The following is a 20716-nucleotide window of genomic DNA, read 5'->3' on the forward strand; positions in this document are numbered from 1 at the left end:
TTTACCCACAAACTTTTTTGACACTCTCAGGTCTAAAGACGCGCTTGATTCTTGATTCGTTGAGGCGATTTGCTGATGCAGGATTTTTATCTTCTTCAATACATCTCATCTCTCCCCAAGCGTTGCCTAGATTTAATCCAGAGGTATCGGTCTTCCCGACCGTACCCCATCCTCTCCTGGAGGATGTTTCTAGCTGCGTTTTCGTAGCGAGCTAATACACAACCACACTTGCAAATAGGGGTTTTGGTATATAGCATTTTCTTTACCACGACTCCGCAACTAGAGCCTTCTTGGCTGGTTGTATTGCGGATTAACCGCAACCGTGCCTCTCTTAAATACTTTTGCAAAATATTCAATCCAGAAACAGGAGTCGATACCACTACCCATCGTTAATTGACTTAGCTAAGCAAAGATTTTTCACCATGCTTTTTATCCTATTCATTAGCTTCTTAAGTTCCTATTCAATGAACTGATGTCATTCCAATCAGCGTTAGCCTCCTTCATTTTCTCCTTAGTCTTAACTGCCTGATCAACATCTCTTACCTAAAATATTAAATCTTGTTTTTTTAAATGGCGTTTTCATAATTTGAGGTACAAAGTAGATTAAACTAAGTATAATTAATGAATAGTACGGCTGATAGAGCGAAAATAGTAGATATTAACTCTAAAAAGCTTCAGGCTTGACAGAAGCAATAGGAATAGGTAGGTATGGCTAGCATAACAAATATTTTTCGAGGATATCAAATTAACGAGCAAATATACGCAGGCAATCGAACTCTAGTTTATCGTGCCCGTCGGTCTTCCGATCAGCAGCCCGTAGTGATAAAACTGCTGCGAAATGACTTTCCCCGCTTCCACGAACTGGTTCACTTCCGCAATCAGTTTGTCATTACTAAAAACTTAGAGATCCCCGGCACTGTCAAGGCATACAGCCTGGAGACTTACCATAACCACTATGCTCTGGTGATGGAAGACTTTGGCGGAATTTCCTTAAATAGCTACCTCGCTAGTTTAGTGTTCGCCAGCAAGGAACCTCTGGAAGGGTTGCCTATTAACGAGTTTCTTCCCATTGCCATTCAAATTGCCAACTCGCTTGATGGACTTTATCGCCACCACGTCATCCATAAAGACCTCAAACCCGCCAATATTTTAATTAACCCTGTCAGCAAACAAGTTAAGCTGATTGACTTCAGCATCGCTTCCCGGTTGCCGCGCCAAACCCAAGAAGTTCAAAATCCCAACCTCCTGGAAGGCACTTTACCTTACATATCTCCCGAACAAACTGGGCGAATGAACCGAGGCATTGACTACCGCACGGATTTCTACTCTCTGGGAGTTACATTCTACGAACTGCTGACGAGACAGTTGCCTTTTCAAAGCGAAGATCCCATAGAGTTAGTACACTGCCACCTTGCCAAGCAGCCAATCCCACTCCATAACCTTAACAAAAGCGTTCCATTGGTGCTGTCTGAAATTGTTAGCAAACTAATGGCGAAGAATGCTGAAGATAGGTATCAAAGTGCGATCGGGCTCAAGTTTGATTTGGAGACTTGTTTGTACCAGTGGCAACAAACTGGAGAAATCGCATCTTTTAAACTAGGGCAGCGAGATTTGTGCGATCGCTTCCTCATTCCCGAAAAATTATATGGTAGAGAGAACGAAGTATTCTCCCTACTAGCAGCCTTCGATCGCGTAAGTGCAGGAAGCGCGGAAATGATGCTGGTGGCTGGCTACTCAGGTATTGGCAAAACCGCCGTCGTCAACGAAGTTCACAAACCGATTGTTGCAGCTAGAGGCTACTTCATTAAAGGCAAATTCGACCAATTTGGACGCAGCCAACCCTTCTCAGCTTTTGTACAAGCTTTTCGCGATTTAATGAAGCAATTGCTGAGCGAAACAGATGCTAAAGTTGAACATTGGAAGACTCAAATCCTGGCAGCATTGGGCGAAAATGCTCAGGTAATCGTTGAGGTAATTCCTGAACTAGAACGGATTATCGGAGAGCAACCACCAGCACCAGAGCTTTCGGGCAGTGCTGCCCAGAATCGCTTCAATCGCTTATTAGAGAACTTCATTCAACTCTTCACAACCAAAGAACATCCCCTCGTCATTTTCTTAGATGACTTGCAATGGGCTGACTCAGCCTCATTAAAGTTGATTCAACTTTTGACGAGCGATCGCGATCGGCGGTATCTCTTTTTAATTGGAGCGTATCGAGATAACGAAGTCAGTCCTGTACACCCTTTGGTAGTGACATTATCCGACATTCAACAAACGGGAGCTACTCTCAATACCATCACCCTCGCGCCGCTCGATTGCGTCAATTTGAATTGTTTGATTGCCGATACTTTAGTTTGTTCTAGAGCGTTGGCTATGCCCTTAACAGAACTGGTCGATCAAAAAACCCAAGGCAATCCATTTTTTAGCACACAATTTCTCAAAATATTGCATGAAGATGGGCTAATTACCTTTAACTTTGACGAGCGGTATTGGCAGTGCGATATCGCGACCGTGCGAACCTTAGCCCTGACAGATGATGTTGTCGAGTTCATGGCGATTCAATTGCAAAAATTGCCCATCCAGACGCAAGAAGTTTTAAAATTAGCTGCCTGCATTGGCAACGAATTTGATATAGAAATGCTGGCGGTAGTGTGTGAAAAATCTTCTTCAGATACGGCAGCCACCTTGTGGCCAGCTTTGCAAGCAGGGTTGATTCTCCCACTAACTGAAGTTTATAAGTTTTTCACTTCAGAGGAGTTTGAATTCACAAATCAGAATTCAGAAGAAGAAAGCAATACTTCTGACTCATGGTTCCAGAATCCCGACTCCTGTAATTACAAATTTCTGCACGATCGCGTACAGCAAGCAGCTTACGTTTTGATTCCCGAATCCCAGAAACAATCCACTCACCTCAATATTGGTCAACTTTTGTTGATTAATACTCCAACAGCAGACAGGGAAGAGAGAATTTTTAATATAGTCAACCAGTTGAATTATGGTGTTGATTTAATTGCCGAACCAACAGAGCGTTATCAACTGGCTGAGTTAAATTTGATTGCTGGACGTAAGGCGAAGACTGCTACCGCTTATGCTGCGGCACGCAAATATTTAAGTTTTGGCAGGGAAATCCTAGCTCCCGATAGCTGGCACACTCACTATGAAACAGCCCTGGAACTGCACGTATTAGCGGCAGAAACTGCATACCTGAGCTATGATTTTCAGGAAATGGAGGAATTAGCAGCTTTAGTCCAGCACCATGCCAAAACGCTGCTGGATAAGGTCAAAGTTTATGAAATCGAGCTTTCTGCTTGTACGGCGCAAGTCAAACCTCAACAAGCAGTTGAAATGGGGTTAGCAGTTCTCAAACTCTTGGGAATCTGCTTTCCAGAAAATCCAACTCCGGCAGATATTCAGCAGAGACTAGAACAAACGGCGTCACTTTTTGCTGGCAAAAAAGTTGCGGACTTTATTGATTTGCCAGAAATGGAAAATCTCCAAAAGCAAGCAGCCTTACGAATTTTATCAGGTTTAGTTTCTCCAGCCTACATCACGGCTCCACTTCTCCTGCCACTGGTTATTGTCGAAATGGTTCATTTGTCGGTTAGTTATGGGAATGCTCCCTTATCTGCTTTTGCTTACGGCTTGTATGGATTGGTATTAAGCGGTGTAGTTCAAGACATTGAAACAGGGTTTGAGTTTGGAAAATTAGCGTTAAATATTGTGGATTTATTTAATGCTAATTACCTAAAAACTAAAGTATACTATACAGTAGGCGTTCACATCATACATGGTAAACATCATGTTAAAGAAACCATCCCTCTTTTAAAAGAGGGCTACACGAGAGGGCTGGAAACGGGAGAGCTAGAATTAGGATATTCAGCCAAAGAAATCTCTCAATATTCATATTTAATCGGTCGGGAAATTACCGGACTCGAAGAGGAGGTAGCGACTTACTGCAAGGCGCTGGTTCAATTTAAACAAGAAGCAGCGTTAAATTATACTCAAATCGTTCATCAGGCTTTATTAAATCTGCTGGGGCGATCGGAAAACCCCTGTCAATTTGTGGGAGATGCCTACAATGAAGAAACAATGCTCCCCTTTCACATCCAAGCAAACGATCGCAACGGGCTCCACTATTTGTACTTCCATAAAATGCTTGTGTGTTACCTATTTGGAGAAACCGAGCAAGCTTTAGAAAATGCTCGGCAAGCCGAACAGTATTTAGACGCGGTGACAGGTATGCTCAATGTGCCGATGTTCTACTTTTATGACTCTCTAGCACGGCTGGGAGTTTGTCACGAGGTGGGTTCATCGGAAGAGAAACAAGAACATCTGCAAAAAGTGAAAAGCAACCAGGAAACCCTTCATAAATGGGCACATCACGCCCCCATGAATTTCTCTCACAAATGTTACCTAGTGGAAGCCGAACTGTTCCGAGTGCTGGGTGAAAATGTGCAGGCGATGGAGAGTTACGATCGCGCCATTTTTCTTGCTAAAGAAAACGATTATCTCAACGAGGAAGCTCTAGCGAATGAATTGGCTGCTAAATTTTACTTGGCATGGGGGAAAGAAAAAGTTAGTCAGGTATATCTAATAGATGCTTACTATGCTTATGCTCGGTGGGGAGCGAAATCAAAAATCGACGATTTAGAACAACGCTACCCCGAACTTCTGGCTCCTATCTTCAAACAGGAGAAAGCTCGTTCGTTTGAGGAAGGTACTATCTCCCATGAGACTTCATTGATTTCTAGCCATCGCCAAACAATTGCTGGAAGTACGAGTACCACAGTAATAGATTTACCAACTGTTATCAAAGCTTATCAAGCTTTGTCTAGCGAAATTAAGCTGGAACAATTGCTCACTACCCTTATGGAAGTAGCGATTCAGAATGCAGGCGCTCAAACAGGAGTATTGATTTTGAAAGAAGACGACAAGTGGACAATCGCCGTCCACTGTAGCGATCGCCAAGGCTGTCTTCTGCAAGAAACTATTGGGATCGAGGAGAGCGAATCAATTCCCCAGACTGTCATTAATTACGTCAAACGCACCCAGAAAATCCTAGTTTTCGATGATGTCAAGACTGAATTAATATTTGCTTCTGACCTCTATATCAAGCAGCATCAACCTAAGAGCATCCTATGTACTCCGATTATCCATCAAGGCAAAATGATGGCAATTCTGTATTTGGAAAATAATCTGACGACAGGGGCATTCACGGGCGATCGCGTCGCTCTCCTCAACATCCTCTGTTCCCAAGCTGCCATCTCGCTGGAAAACGCCCGCTTATATCAGCAATCTCAACAGCTTTATCAACAATCTCAGGATTATGCCCAAAAACTGGAGCAGTCTATCCAAGATCTCAAACAGACGCAACTGCAATTGGTGCAGGGTGAAAAGATGTCGGCTCTGGGAAATTTAGTCGCAGGGGTAGCCCACGAAATTAACAATCCCGTAGGCTTTATCGCCGGCAACTTGCAACCTGCTCAAGAATACGTGGGGGATTTATTCAATTTGATTGATTTGTATCAAGAAAAATTTCCCAATCCGGGAGGGGAAATTGAAGCCGAAATAGAAGATATGGACTTGGAGTATTTGCGGGAAGATTTGCCCAAATTGATTAGTTCAATGAAGGAGGGAGTCGAGCGCATTCGCAATATTAGTACGAGTTTGAGAACGTTTTCAAGGGCAGATAGCGATCGACCCGTTTCTTTCAATATTCACGATGGGATCGAAAGCACTCTGCTAATTCTCAAGCACCGTTTAAAAGCCAGCGAATTGCGCCCTGCCATTGAAGTGGTGAGAGAGTATGGTAACTTGCCCCTAGTGAAATGCTTTCCCGGACAGTTAAACCAGGTATTTATGAATGTGCTGGCTAATGCCATTGACGCTTTGGAGGAGTCAAATAAGGGGCGGAGTTTTAGTGAAATTAAAGCCCTACCTAATCAAATCACGGTTCAAACTGCTCTGAGCGAAGACAAAAATCAGGTTTTGATTCGGATTAAGGATAATGGAGTGGGGATGTCGGCGGAAGTCCAGGAAAACATCTTTAACCACTTATTTACAACCAAGCCTGTGGGTCAAGGAACCGGGTTAGGATTGTCGATCGCACACCAAATTGTTGTGGAAAAACATGGAGGTACGTTACTCGTAAATTCTTCTTTGGGGCAGGGTTCGGAGTTTGTGATTTCTATTCCGGGGTGAGCCTTTTGTAGTAGGGCTTGAGGGCAATTAGTGCGCTCGCCAAAAATATCGGATTTAGTTAAGAAGAGACATACGGATTTTCCGGGTTTCTACATCCCCAGGCGTTTAGAAGTGAAATTGTGAGTTGTAAGCTGTGAAAGGTAACTTTTTCTATTGGCGTATAATATTTTCAGTCTCGATTTTACCCGTACTGGCGATCGCCCCGTCTTTAGTGTGGAATCAACCCGCAAGAGCACAAGAGGGGGAGAGGGCTGCGCTGATTCATGCTTCGAGAGCCCGCCAGGGAATGAATTCCCTGGCTGATAGCGAAAGTCGGTTAAAACCGACTGAAATATTGAGCCATAGTTCTCTTGAGAGAACTTCAGCTATGAGACAGGGGTTTCAACCCCTGTCGGACTTTAAGTTTGTGACTCAATCCCTACCGCCAGCTTCCACAATCAAACAAGGTCGCCAAGTTTCTCTAAACGGTCGCATTCTGCCCCTAGCTTGGACTCAGCAGCGGGCAAACAGCACTTCTGCGAATTTCCGAACTTGGATTGCTGACGTTGGATTGATGCAAAGTGCGGGAGTGGATTTGCTTAGCAGCGCCGACAGTGCCAAACAACCAGTGCAGTGGTTTTCGGTATCTTTAACCGGCGCTCAAAGCTTAGCAGCGCGGGCAACGGGGCCCTATCGTTACTTAGATGTTACCGATTTTGCTAGACTTGCGGGCTGGGAGATATCTGCTGATGGGAATATTCTAAAAATTACTTCTCAAACTGCAACTGTTACCGGAATTCGGCAAGCAGAAATAGAATCGGGCGATCGCATTGTTGTAGATCTCGATCGACCAACTCCCTGGCAAGTCAACTTTGTCAATAAACCAAGCCCGTCGCCGACACCCACACCCAACCCCCCGGACGACCCCACAAAGCCCGCTATCCCACTACAAAACCTCCGCGCTGCGCCAAACCTCGAAACACCAGACGACCCCACCAAACCCGCTCTCCCGTTGCAAATAACCCCCGCAGCGCCGATCGCCGGTCAAGAATGGTCAATCGCGATCGATGCCAAAGCCGCACCCGCCATAATTCAGCAGACTTTCTCAACCAGCAAACAATTGCTATCACTAAAAGTCGAACCTGACGGCGCTCAAACCAAAGTCAAAGTCACGATTCCTTTAGGTTGGCGGCCGCAAGTTTTCAGTCTGGGAAATCCCAATCGATTAGTAATCGATATTCGGCCAGATTCGTTAGTAGAAAAAAACATTCTTTGGGCGCCCGGTGTGCAGTGGCGACAGCACTATCAGAATTTAGGAACCGCGCGTTTTCCGGTAGTTTGGTTAGAAGTTAATCCCCGTCAAGCTGGTGTGAAAATTCGACCAATTCTCAGCAATCCGCCTGCCGATCAAGGCACGGCACCTTTATTGCAAACCGCAGAAGTGTCGGGTGCGGCTGCGGCGATTAATGCAGGTTTTTTCAATCGGATAAATCGGTTATCTTTAGGGGCAATTCGGCGGGACAATAAATGGCTTTCTGGGCCGATATTGAACCGGGGGGCTATCGCCTGGAACGATCGGGGAGAATTTGCGATCGATCGTTTAACTCTGCAAGAAACTGTGATCACTCCGGCAAATCAATTTTTGCCTGTTTCTCATCTAAATAGTGCTTACGTACAACCGGGAATCGGTCGCTACAATTCTGATTGGGGAACAACTTATACTCCGTTGTCTGGCAATGAAATAGTTGTGACAGTTGGGGGCGATAGAGTTGTCAGCCAATCCCCCGGAGGTGCGGTGGGAACAACAACTTTTCCCATTCCAGCTAACGGTTATATTTTGGTTTTACGTTCCGATTTTTTCCCTGCATCTGAACTCTCCATCGGCACTTTATTGCGTTTAGAAACTAACATTTTTCCTGCTGATTTCAACCGTTTTCCGTATATTCTCGGCGGCGGGCCTGTGTTGGTACAAAACAGTCAAGTTGTGCTGGATGCTAAGGCGGAAGGGTTTAGCGATGCGTATGTTAGACAGACAGCAATTAGAAGTGCGATCGGGCGAAATGCTGCGGGGAATTTGCTGATTGTAGCGGTGCACAATCGCGCGGGCGGGGCGGGGCCAAATTTCGCAGAACTGGCGCAGATTTTGCAGCAAATGGGTGCTGTGGAGGCTTTAAATTTGGATGGGGGAAGTTCGACGAGTTTGTATTTGGGAGGTAGTTTGCTCGATCGACCTCCGTCAACTGCTGCGAGAGTTCATAATGCGATCGGTATTTTCATTCAACCATAAACCGTCACCTTAAATTGTAGGGTGCCTCAGTGTGAGTTATCTTCTCAACAATCTAGAATCTCCACACTGACGCACCCTACAAATTCTTGTCCCCCCCCTTGCTAAGGGTGGAAGTAGAAGTTTTTATAATCTAAAATCGCAAATCGAGCGGCTTGTTTGTATGTGAGGATAACGGGATATTCCCCGCGAAATTTGCAGTGTCAAGACCCGTTTTTGGCGGTTTTACAAAATGATGCGGTTCCTGTGCGCGATCGCACTTCTGCGATTCCTCAACCGCTAGCCACCGTTATCGATCGCGCTTTAATTGACAATCCTGATATTTATTATACAAATGCGGCGGAATTTAAACAAGCGCTATTCAAGAGTATATCGTAATTTATGGTTCGACTAGCAATAGGTTTTCAGAAACCGGGTTTCTTCAAGAAACCCGGTTTCTTGGTATTCTCAATCTGCCATCACACACAATACATACTCTCCTTGATTTACTGAGTGATTGGTCGAAATATCAAAAATGAAAAGATCCGACTCAGCACAAACATCAACCAAACTCGGAAATTCCCCATTCTTATTAAAGCTGAGAATTTGATAAAGCCGATCGCCCTTTTTGACATAACTCCCCAATTGCACTCGATTTTGAATCATCCCGCCCGCCGGCGCGTAGTATGTGTTCAGCGAATTCTTGGGGGTGAAAATAACTTGATGGGCTGCAGTTTCCCGGAGAGGAAATCCATCTAATTTCAATAAACCCTTACTTGCTAAGTAATTTTTGATGCCCCGCAAGCCATTCGCCACCGACTCGGGATTCATTTCCATCCCCGAACCTAATTCTAAAGTCCAAGCTTCCACATCAAATTGGATCGCACTTCCCAACTCTGCTAAAATCTTCTCCAACGCCAGCCAAGGCTTGAGAAACGCCTCGTCAAAAGCATCGCCGTCGTACTCGTCCATCAAGATAGCGCGATCGAGCAAAAAAGCTTTTGCACTCTCCTCGCGGGAATTAAAACAGTAAAGGTAATCTAAACTTTGATTCGTAGAACTGTGAAAGTCCAGCACGTAGTCAGCATCCAAACACAAAGATTGTAGCTGATATCGGTAAAGTTCGCTGTAGGGGCGGCAGCTAGGAGCGTTAATTTTTTCTAACTCTTTCGCAAAACTCAAAGCAATCGCTTTTCTGTAATTAAATTTGACAGTATCGGCGTCGAGATGGATGTGAGACTTAGCAAAACCCAGAATATCTTCCCCTTGTTTTTCAAAATCCCAGAAAATCCGGTTCCAATTTACCCCATCATAAAGATTGTAGCGACCAGGAGAAAAATGGTGCGATCGCTGGCTGACACCCACAGGATTGCAAACCGGAACTAGCCAAATTTCCCCGATTAACTGACTGCTGTCCAAAGACCTTAAAAACTCAATTAATTGGTAAATCACAGCATTACCGCTAATCTCAGCGCCGTGGAGGTTAGATTGGAGATAAGCTTTTTTGCCGGGAATCGCACCTTGGAACTGATAGACTTGCAGTGAAAGCCGATCGCCCGAAGCAAGCTGCACCACAGGAATAGTCGAAATAACTGGAATCATAGAGAAGGAAACGGGGAATGGGGAATGGGGAATTGGGAATTGGGCATGGGGCATGGGGCATGGGCCAAACAGGTAACTGGTAATTGGTAATTGTTACTAATGACTAATGACTAATGACAACTGCCAACAGACTTATTCCTTAATAGCCGATTTGCTGACGAAGGTCTAAAATCAATACAGTCCTCTGCTGACTTGCTTTCAGCAAGATTTAAGCATACTTATCCTGCAACCTTATAATAATTCTTGTGCCAGACACTGCCCAGAACCGCCCAGAGCTGGATCTGAAGACCATATTTCCATTCGAGCTAGATAACTTTCAGAGAGAGGCGATCGCCGCCCTCGATGCAGGTAAATCGGTTGTCGTGTGTGCTCCCACAGGCTCTGGGAAAACGTTAATCGGGGAATACGCCATCCATCAAGCACTCTCCAGGGGGCGGCGCGTCTTCTATACCACTCCCCTCAAAGCTCTTTCTAACCAAAAGCTGCGCGACTTCCGCAGTCAATTTGGAGACGACAACGTAGGTTTGCTCACGGGCGACATCTCCGTCAATCGAGATGCGCCGATTTTGGTGATGACTACCGAAATATTTCGGAATATGCTCTACGGTACGCCGATCGGAGAAGTCGGTACTTCCCTCACCGGAGTCGAAACCGTGGTGCTCGACGAGTGTCACTACATGAACGATCGCCAGCGCGGTACCGTCTGGGAAGAATCCATCATCTACTGTTCCAGCGAAATTCAACTGCTGGCCCTCTCAGCAACCGTTGCCAATAGCGAGCAACTCACAGACTGGATTAACAAAGTCCACGGGCCCACAGAACTCGTCTACTCAGACTTTCGGCCAGTGCCGCTGCAATTCCACTTCGCCAACCAAAAAGGGATATTTCCCCTGCTAGACGAGACCGGCAAAAGAGCGAATATCCGGTTAGTCCCCAAAAAGAAGCAGCAAAAAGTAGAAAGAGGCAGCATCCCCACTCCGAGTTTGACCGATGTTTTGGCGCGGTTGGACGATCGAGATATGCTACCAGCAATTTACTTCATCTTCAGCCGCCGCGGGTGCGACCAAGCAGTCGCCGAAGTCGGCAATTTCTCCCTGGTTAACGAAGCCGAAACAGCCGAACTCAAACGCATCATTGACGATTTTTTACAGCGAAACCCAGAAGCAGAACGCTTCGGTCAAAAAGAAGCACTTTTAAAAGGCATCGCCGCCCACCACGCAGGCATTTTGCCCGCTTGGAAAGGTTTAGTAGAAGAACTCTTCGGCAGAGGTTTGATTAAAGTCGTATTTGCCACCGAAACCCTAGCAGCCGGGATTAATATGCCCGCCCGCACCACAGTCATTTCCACCCTGTCCAAGCGCACCGACAAGGGACACCGACTGCTAAACGCTTCAGAATTCCTGCAAATGGCCGGTCGGGCTGGTCGCCGGGGCATGGACAAGCTGGGGCACGTCGTCGCAGTTCAGACGCGCTTTGAAGGCGCAAAAGAAGCCTCTTATTTGGCAACAGCCAAAGCCGACCCTCTCGCCAGTCAGTTTACGCCCAGCTACGGCATGGTGCTGAATTTGCTGCAAACTCACACTCTCGACGAAGCTCAAGAGTTGGTAGAGCGGAGTTTTGGTCAATACCTGTCAACCTTGTACTTGCAGCCGCAGCAAGAAGAATTAGACCGGCTGCAAACAGAATTGGCGGTGCTCGAACAGTCCCTGGCGGCCGGAGGAAATGTCTCCACCCTGGAAAAAGAGCTCGCCCATTACGAAAAATTGCAGGCAAGACTCAAAGAAGACAAACGTTTACTCAAAATTCTCTTGCAGCAAGCTGAAGAAGCCAGATTTAAGGAGATGTCGGTAGCTGTGGCTTTTGCAGTGCTCGGCACGGTTCTGAGCCTCAAAGGCAAGCACGTTCCGACAGCTAAACGATCGCACACAACTCCTGTACCCGCCGTATTGGTTGCCAAAATCGCAGGTTCCGGCCAAGCACCAAATTTGGTGTGCTTGGGCAAAGATAACCGCTGGTATGTCGTCGCCATTAGCGATGTCGCTACCCTGCACGCCGAATTACCCCGCTTGAGTGTTGCAGATACCTTGAACCCGCCGTCGGAAATGCCCCTGAGACTCGGCCAGTGCCGCTTGGGAAATGAAGAAACTGCTTCAATTGCTGCATCGATCCCACAATTGCCGACACCGGAACCGAGCCCGGAGGCGATCGAGCAACAGCAGAAAATCGCAGCCCTAGAAGCTAAGCTAGAAATTCACCCGGTTCTAGAATGGGGAAATCCCGGTACTTTGCTCAAACGCCAGCGCCGCCGGGAAGAATTGAAAAAAGAAATCCGCAAAAGCGAACAAGAATTAGAAAAGCAGCGAGCTCGCTACTGGGAGCAATTTCTCAACTTAATCGACATCTTGCTTAATTTCGGCTGCTTGGAAAGAGTAGTTTCGGCAACGGGAAACCGAGATGACTCCTCCGACAGATTGGTGCCCACAGTCTTGGGCCAAGCTTGCGCCGCCATTCGCGGCGATAACGAACTGTGGCTGGGTTTGTCCCTGATGTCTGCAGAGTTTGACGAACTAGACCCCCACCACCTCGCTGCTGCTTGCGCGGCCTTAGTTACAGAAGTTTCCAGGCCGGACAGTTGGACTCACTACTCGCTGTCGCCAGAAGTTTTGGCACCTTTGGACAATCTGCAAAAAGGCCTGCGCCGCCGATTGTTTCAAGTGCAGTACCGCCACGAAGCTGCCATCCCGATTTGGCTGGAACGGGATTTAGTGACTTTGGTCGAACAGTGGGCTCTGGGTGTTGAATGGCTGGAACTGATTAGCCATACGAGTTTGGATGAAGGGGATGTGGTGCGGATTTTGCGCCGGACTTTGGATTTCTTGTCTCAGATTCCTCACGTTCCTCACGTCTCGGATTCTTTGCGGAGGAATGCTTGTCGGGCGATGCAGTTAATCGATCGATTCCCGGTGAATGAAGCTGCAACGCCAGAAAATTAGTTGACTGTTGGCTGTTGGCTGTTGGCTGTCCCGCATCTAAATTGTATTTTTGGTTTTTCAACCCAAATGCACGCAGATTTTAATCTAAAATCGTTTGCGGTTGCATCGGTATTGTTCAAATGTCCAAACAGTCAATACTCAACAGTCAACTGTCAACTGTCATCAGGACTACACCCAGATTTAAATCTAAAATCCCAAATCTAAAATCTAAAATCTAAAATCGCTCGATCGCACATTTTCCTGATTCAGGTTGCAGAACAGGATAGAAAATTGTATGGTGCGGATCGATCGCTCTTAATTGTTATTGAATTTTTCTTAAGCGGTGTGGTGAGTAATTCTCATATTTATGCAACAAATCAAAAAGCCTGATCAAATGCCTGATGCCTGCTCCCAGGCTAAAAAAATTCGATTTTTCACTTTCTTGCAAAGAGTCTTAATTGGAACTCTAGCGAGTACATTACTCAATCTCTTCATCCTATTTCCCTCTCCGAGTTTCGCAGAAGTAGTTCTGGGCGTTGTTCGCAGTTCCGAGAATTCTCCCGATTGGGTAAAGATTACCACACGCCTCTGGGAAAGTGGCATTGCTTACAAACCAATCAATCTCGAAGAAATCAAAAGTACGGCGGATTTAACAGGCGTTAACGTGCTGTTTTTGCCCAACATTGAAACTTTGAGTCCGACGCAAATTAAAGTTTTAGAAGCTTGGGCCTCCCAGGGCGGCCGCTTGATTGCTTCGGGCCCCGTCGGCCGCAGTTCTCCGGCCTTGGTGCGCCAATCTTTGCGATCGCTCCTCGGGGCCTATTGGGCTTTTCCGTTAACCCAACCGGCAACCCCGCAACCGCGCAACCGCTGTCGGGATCTTGCTTGCACTACTTCTAGCAATTGGGTGCCGACTGCACAACAAAATGCTTCTGTTCAAGGCGGTGTCTTGATTCCGGCTGATGCGAACAGTCAAACTATTGCTACTTGGAAAGATAGTTCCGGTTCCTCCGCAGCCATCGCCACGGATCGCGCTACCTACCTCGGCTGGCGCTGGGGTAGCGACGGTTCGGCAAATGTAGATAAGGCTTGGCTGCAAGCCTCGATCGCCCGCTGGGGAGGCACGATCGCTTCTGGGCCTGTAGCGCCGCCCACTGCTGCCGCGACCCCACTGCCAACTCCCCCCTCAAGAGTCACTAGAAACAGCCCTAGTTCGCCGCGTACTACCCCGCTGAGCCGACTTTCTCCCTCTGGCTCGGTTCCCGATCCAGTACCTGCAACTTTTACAGACCCTTCGGATCAGTCTGCGCCGCCCGGTTTGGACGTGCAGGCAAATTCCAATAAGCCGATCGTCAGCATTGAAGCGTACTTGATGCGCCAAGAACTCACTAACCTCCTCGGCCGGTTTGAAAGCGCCCTGACAGCATCTAATTCAGCCAATACCGCCATCAATCTCAATGCTGCTACCTCCCCTCAACTGGTGGCTGCAGAACAGGGGGGCGGCGGCCCGGCAGCCAGTCGCTTGACTATTCTGCAAGCGAGCAGGACGGGGGCGATCGCCCAAGCGCGACAGGTTTTGCAAAATTTTGACCAACTCCTGCAACAGCAAAACTACGCGGAGGCTAGAAAGCAGTGGGTGGAAGCGCGGCAGTTGCTGTGGCAAAATTACCCGAAGGAAGGACAGCGCGTTGGGGCGGAAATTCGGGCGGTTTGGCTCGATCGCGGTACGATCGTCGCAGCGCGATCGGAACAGGGTTTGGCCGCAGTGTTTGATCGACTCGCCGCCGCCGGTATCAATACCGTTTTCTTTGAAACTTTGAATGCCGGATATACGATTTATCCCAGTCAAGTTGCACCGCAACAAAATCCCCTAACAGTTGGCTGGGACCCGCTGGCATCTGCGGTTAAATTAGCTCACGAGCGAGGCATGGAACTGCACGCTTGGGTTTGGGTTTTTGCCACAGGAAATAAGCGCCACAATACTTTAATTGGTCAGCCTAGTTCTTATCCCGGCCCGGTACTTTCCGCTCATCCACAGTGGGCGAATATTGACAATAAAGGACGCACGCAAAATCCTAATGATGGTAAATTTTATCTCGATCCGGCGAACCCGGAAGCGCGTAATTATTTGCTGCAAATTGTCAGCGAAATTGCCAACAACTACAAAGTAGATGGGGTGCAATTAGACTATATTCGCTATCCTTTTCAAGATGACAATGCGAATTTTACTTACGGTTACGGTATTGCGGCGAGGCAGCAATTTAGGCAGTTGACTGGTGCAGATCCGGTGAATATTTCCCCCAGGGACGGCAGTTTGTGGCGGCAGTGGGTTGAGTTTAAAACTACTCAAATTAATAGTTTTGTAGCTGAAGTTTCTCAGCTTTTGCGGCAGAATTATCCGCGCACAATTCTGTCGGTGGCGGTGTTTCCGCACCCGGAAAGTCAGCGGATTTACAAAATTCAGCAAAATTGGGAAGTTTGGGCTCGTCAGGGCATTGTAGATTTGATTGTGCCGATGACTTATGCTTTGGATACAAACCGACTTCAGCGCATTACGGAACCGTTGGTAAAGGAACAAATTCTGGGTTCGGCTTTGATTTCTCCGTCGGTTAAGTTGTTGAGTCTCCCGGAAGTGGTGGCGATCGACCAAATTCAAGCTTTGCGCGATTTGCCGACAGGGGGCTATGCTATTTTTGCGGTGGAAAGTATCAGCAGCGGGATGCAGGGGTTTTTTAACCGCACTCAAGGCACGCCAGTGCGTTCCACTTCTGCTGCGGAGCCGATTCCTTACCGACAGCCGTTTGCAGCGGCTGCTTCGCGCTATACTGCTCTCAAGCAGGAATGGAGTTTTTTGTTGGCTAACAATCAGTTGCGGGTGTCGGAATCTGAACTGAAAGTTTTGCAAAGTCGAGCGGATGAATTGGCGCAAGCTTTGAGCAACTTGGCGGCAAATCCTTCTACGGAAAGTTTAGCCAATGCTAAAAGATTGTTAAGGGGTTTTCAATCTCAATTTCAATCTTCGATGCGCTTGCATTCTGCCGAAAATAGCTATCAGGTGCAAACTTGGCAAAATCGTTTGGAGAGTTTGGATATGCTGTTACGTTACGGCGAAAGGATGGAGTTGAATCGCAGGTAAATACAGATTTTTGGGTTGTGTGCTGCAGTGGATAGTGCGATCGTGCTAACATTTGGGCGATCGTACTCTAATTAATAAAACTTACGCACGTACTAAGATTTTGTGTCATGGCAAACGTAGGGAAGCACTCTCAAAGCCTTGATTTAACGCCCTTGAGTACGTCAGCCCTGATTAAGTTAGTTGGCGATGCCAGGGGTAATCCTCACCTTGGTTTTTTCACAGCAATACTTCGTTCGATCCCGCAGATGCAGTAAAAAACCCGGTGGTTGAGCAAAGCCGAAACCCGCTGTCTTGGGTCGGAGTGCGATCGCGAACTGTAAGTTTGTAAGTAGGTCATCGCAAAATAACCATAGTATCTTAATCTTATCAGAGAGGGTTTAATTAAGATCCACGATCGAAGTGAGTAGATGAGTCTTCTCACCCGCCCGAACCATGTAATGTTTATTTGCACTTACTTAGTGACGACGAAAGTCCTCAAAACTTTTAAAGGTCGAGATCAAACTATTTGACCATGAGTGATTAACCGGATTTGATATTACTCGCTCGTCTCTCGCTCCAAGATTTTAACACCTACTAATTTAAACTGCCAATTTTAATCACTTTTAGGATGAATATGTTTCCTAAACCCCTCAATCGTTTGGCTACAAAATTTATCGGCAAAGCTCCATTACAAACGGTGCTAGTGGTTCCTTTTTTAGTGCAAATTGTTGGCACGGTAGGAGTTGTAGGTTGGCTATCTTTCCAAAACGGTCAGCGGGCGGTCAACGAGGTGGCCGCTCAGTTGCGGGGAGAAATTAGCGATCGCATCAAAGACCGCATGGAAAATTATATGTCAATTCCCCATATAGTCAATCACCTGAACGTTCAAGGTATAAAATTGGGGCAGTTGAACTTAGAAGACAACCAAAAACTAGAACATCATTTCCTAGAACAAATTCAATATTTTGATTCGATCAGCATCATTTACACAGGGAAAGAAAATGGAGAACATTCGGGAGCAATCCGCACTCAAGAACGGATTATGATATCGGCAGCAGACAGCTCTACTGGCAATAAATTAGCTCGATATACTCCTGACTCTCAGGGAAACCGCGTTCAATTAGCGCAAATTTCACCCAATATTTACGACCCGCGAATTCGCCCTTGGTACATAGCAGCGGTGGCGGCAAAAAAACCAATTTGGACTCCAATTTATACAGACTTTTTGACAAGGGAACTGGCAATTACTGCTGCTTTGCCTATCTACGATAACGCTGGCAAGCTGTTAGGAGTAGCTGGCAGCGATTTGCTGTTTTCTAAAATCAAAGAATTTCTGGTTAGCCTCAAAATTGGCAAGTCGGGGCAAACTTTTGTGATGGAGCGATCGGGGATGTTAATTGCTACTTCAACGGCGAGTGCAGAATTTGTGGTGGAAGGTAAAGAAACAAGACGCATCAAAGCTTCAGAAAGCGACAATCCGGTAATTAGACAAACCGCACAGCATTTAGATAAACACTACGACAGCTTAGCTAAAATCAATAATTCTCAACAGCTTACTTTTGATGTTGACGGCAAGCGAAATTTTATTCAGGTAGCTCCTTTTAAAGACGATCGAGGCTTGGATTGGCTGATTGTAGTAGTTGTACCCGAGTCTGACTTTATGGAGCAAATTAACCTCAACACACGCACGACTTTTTTACTGTCAGTTGCAGCTTTGATTGGTGCGACAATTCTGGGGATTCTTACTGCTAAATGGGTCGTACAGCCGATTTTAAGATTGAATGCGGCGGCGAAAGCTTTGGCCCGGAATGAATGGGATACAAAGCTCACTCTGAACCGCGAAGATGAACTTGGAGAACTTGCTGCTGCTTTTAACAGCATGGCAGAGCAATTGCAGCATTCATTTACTTCCCTATCGGAAAACGAAAGCCGAGTCAAACAATTTCTCAATGCAGTACCGCTAGGCATTTTTATTACAGAACCCAACGGTCAACCTCACTACATTAATCCTACAGGAGAGAAACTTTTATCTCAAGGAATTGTCGCAGCAAAATCCGAAAATTTGCGCCAATTATACCGAGTTTATTTAGCAGGAACTCACGAAATTTACCCTGCGGAGCGCGACCCCATTTTAAATGCTTTACAGGGCAAAAGTGTAACTGTTGATGACATTGAAATCTCCTCAACTCACAAGACTGTTCCCCTGCAAGTTTGGGGAACTCCTATTTACGATGCTAAAGGAAATATTATTTACGGGATGTGCGCTTTTCAAGATATTACGAAACGCAAACTAGCGGAGAAATTCTTAAGGGCATACAACCAAAATTTAGCACTGCAAGTAGCAGAACGCACTGCCGATCTTGCTAAGGCAAAAGAAAAGTTTTCTAAAGCTTTTCGTTCCAGTCCGAATGCGATTACAATTACAAGAATTCGTGACGGTTGTCACCTAGAAGTTAATGATAGTTTTTGCCGGATGATGGGCTACACCCAGGAAGAAATTATCGGTAAGACAGCGGTTGATCTCAACTTTTGGGCGAGTTTAAAAGAGCGTGACCGCATGATTCAAATGTTGAAAGATCAGACGGCAATTCACAATTATGAGCTGAGGTTTCGCAATAAAAATGGTACAGAAAGAACGGCACTGCTGTCTATAGAAACCATCGATATTGAGGGAGAAGCTTGTTTTTTGTCGATTTCTAGCGATATTACCGATCGCCAAAAAGCAGAAACTGCGCTCCGCGAAGCAGAAGAAAAGTACCGCAACATTTATGAAAATGCTTTAAATGGAATTTTTCAAACTGCTGGTGATGGGAAATACATCAGCGCTAACCCCGCTTTAGCTAAGCTTTACGGTTACGACTCCCCTGCAGAATTAATAGCAGCACAGCCGAATTTCAAGAACCAGCTTTACGTGAAACCCAACCGCCGCGACGAATTTGCAGCGCTGATGAACGAGTACGGGATACTATCAAACTTTGAATCGGAAATTTACCGCAAAGATGGCAGCATAATATGGATTTCGGAAAATTGTCGCGCTGTCTGCGATGAAGCCGGAAATCTACTTTACTACGAAGGTTTTATTAAAGACATTACTGATAACAAACAAGCGGAAATCAAAATGCAGCAGGCGAAAGAAGCGGCCGAAGCAGCAAACAAAGCTAAGAGTACCTTTCTCGCCAATATGAGCCACGAATTGCGATCGCCCCTGAACGCGGTCATCGGCTTTGCTCAAGTCCTGATCCGCAGTCAAAAGTTGTCTCAGGAAAACCAAGAAAATGTCGGAATTATCCTGCGGAGTGGCGAACATTTACTGGCTTTAATTAACCAAGTCTTAGACTTGTCAAAAATCGAAGCCGGACGCACGACGCTTAATGCAAAAAGCTTCGATTTGTACCAACTAATCGACGATTTAGAAGATATGTTTGCTCTCAAAGCTGAGCAAAAAGGTTTGCAATTAATCTTCGACACAGACGGAGAAGTTCCCCATTACATTTGTACTGATGAAGTTAAATTGCGGCAAGTCTTAATTAATTTGCTCAATAATGCGATTAAATTTACCTCAGAAGGGGGAGTGTCGGTGCAAGTCAAAGGAGGAAGGCAGAATATACATAAAAACAGCACTGACCAATTGCCCGGCCGCTACTGGCTGCATTTTGAAGTTCAAGATACTGGTGCAGGCATTGCTGCTGAAGAAATCCATCAGTTGTTTGAAGCATTCGTGCAGACAAAAACAGGTAAAGATTCTCAGGAAGGAACGGGTTTAGGTTTAGCTATTAGCCGCCAGTTCGTGCAATTAATGGGAGGTGAAATTACTGTTAGTAGCGAGATCGGAAAGGGTGCAGTATTTCAGTTTGACATCCAAGTTCATCTGGTTAAAGCTAGTGATATTGAAAGCAAAAAAACTCAACGTCGAGTTGTTGCCCTCGAACCGAATCAGCCGAGTTATCGCTTGCTAATTGTGGACGACAAACCTTTGAATCGCCAACTATTAGTAAAACTTCTCAGTCCACTCGGATTTGAGTTGAGAGAAGCAAATAACGGTAAAGAAGCGGTTGATATTTTTATGGAGTGGGAACCGCATCTGATTTGGATGGACATGAGAATGCCTGTCATGGACGGCTATGAGGCAACGAAACAGATTAAAACTACAACTGGCGGGCAAGCAACGGCGATTGTGGCCCTAACTGCTAGCGTTTTGGAGGAAGAACGGGCGGTGATTCTTTCGGCGGGTTGCGATGATTTTATGCGGAAACCGTTCCGAGAGGAGGATATTTTTCTGGCGATGGGAAAACATTTAGGAGTACGCTATATTTATGAAGATCCAACCGCAGTAAGTGGCGCAGGTGTAGAGGAGTCAAGTCAGGAGGTGCTGACACCGGAGGCTTTTGCCTCTCTTTCTCCAGACTGGATGGCCCAATTTAAGCAAAGTATTTTGAGTGTGGAGATGGAGGCGATCGCAACTTCGATCGCACAAATCGGCACTGTCAATCCCTCTCTTGCGGGCAAGCTTCAAGATTGCATTAATAATTTTGAATATGACAGAATTTTGAACATAATCGAACTCAGCGAGAAACAGTAAATACC

8 protein-coding genes are annotated in these 20716 nt (G+C 46.2%); 6 read left to right on the forward strand and 2 right to left on the reverse strand.

All coding sequences use genetic code 11. From position 1 onward, the window contains the following. Positions 1-708: 708 nt before the first annotated feature. The 3 genes from QUA77_RS11190 to QUA77_RS11200 all read left to right on the forward strand — a co-directional run bounded on the left by QUA77_RS11190 (position 709) and on the right by QUA77_RS11200 (position 8842). Complete coding sequence (locus QUA77_RS11190) at positions 709-6201, forward strand: AAA family ATPase (protein WP_333450173.1); 5493 nt, start codon at positions 709-711, stop codon at positions 6199-6201. 133 nt (positions 6202-6334) lie between these two features. Continuing rightward, positions 6335-8467, forward strand: coding sequence for a phosphodiester glycosidase family protein (locus QUA77_RS11195; protein ID WP_333450174.1), 2133 nt, complete (start codon positions 6335-6337; stop codon positions 8465-8467). Positions 8468-8659: 192 nt separating this feature from the next. Then, the gene (locus QUA77_RS11200) at positions 8660-8842 is read left to right on the forward strand and encodes a hypothetical protein (protein ID WP_333450175.1); all 183 of its coding nucleotides are present in this window, start codon (positions 8660-8662) and stop codon (positions 8840-8842) included. Positions 8843-8911: 69 nt separating this feature from the next. Here the strand turns inward: QUA77_RS11200 and QUA77_RS11205 are convergent, their stop codons facing one another. Further along, positions 8912-10045, reverse strand: coding sequence for a succinylglutamate desuccinylase/aspartoacylase domain-containing protein (locus QUA77_RS11205; protein ID WP_333450176.1), 1134 nt, complete (start codon positions 10043-10045; stop codon positions 8912-8914). Between the two features lie 245 nt (positions 10046-10290). Here QUA77_RS11205 and QUA77_RS11210 point away from each other — a divergent pair, with 245 nt between their 5' ends. Then, positions 10291-13038 (forward strand): DEAD/DEAH box helicase, encoded by a 2748-nt coding sequence (locus tag QUA77_RS11210; protein WP_333450177.1) that lies wholly within the window; start codon positions 10291-10293, stop codon positions 13036-13038. Positions 13039-13411: 373 nt separating this feature from the next. Beyond that, positions 13412-16153: a family 10 glycosylhydrolase gene (locus QUA77_RS11215; protein WP_445302072.1), complete on the forward strand. Its 2742-nt coding sequence runs from the start codon at positions 13412-13414 to the stop codon at positions 16151-16153. A 202-nt stretch (positions 16154-16355) separates the two neighbouring features. Here the strand turns inward: QUA77_RS11215 and QUA77_RS11220 are convergent, their stop codons facing one another. After that, complete coding sequence (locus QUA77_RS11220) at positions 16356-16490, reverse strand: hypothetical protein (protein ID WP_333450179.1); 135 nt, start codon at positions 16488-16490, stop codon at positions 16356-16358. Positions 16491-16766: 276 nt separating this feature from the next. On the opposite strand from QUA77_RS11220, the gene QUA77_RS11225 reads away from it, so the two are divergent. After that, positions 16767-20711: a PAS domain S-box protein gene (locus QUA77_RS11225; RefSeq protein ID WP_333450180.1), complete on the forward strand. Its 3945-nt coding sequence runs from the start codon at positions 16767-16769 to the stop codon at positions 20709-20711. Positions 20712-20716 lie beyond the last annotated feature (5 nt).

Source organism: Microcoleus sp. K5-D4, assembly GCF_036704575.1.
GTDB lineage: Bacteria > Cyanobacteriota > Cyanobacteriia > Cyanobacteriales > Microcoleaceae > Microcoleus.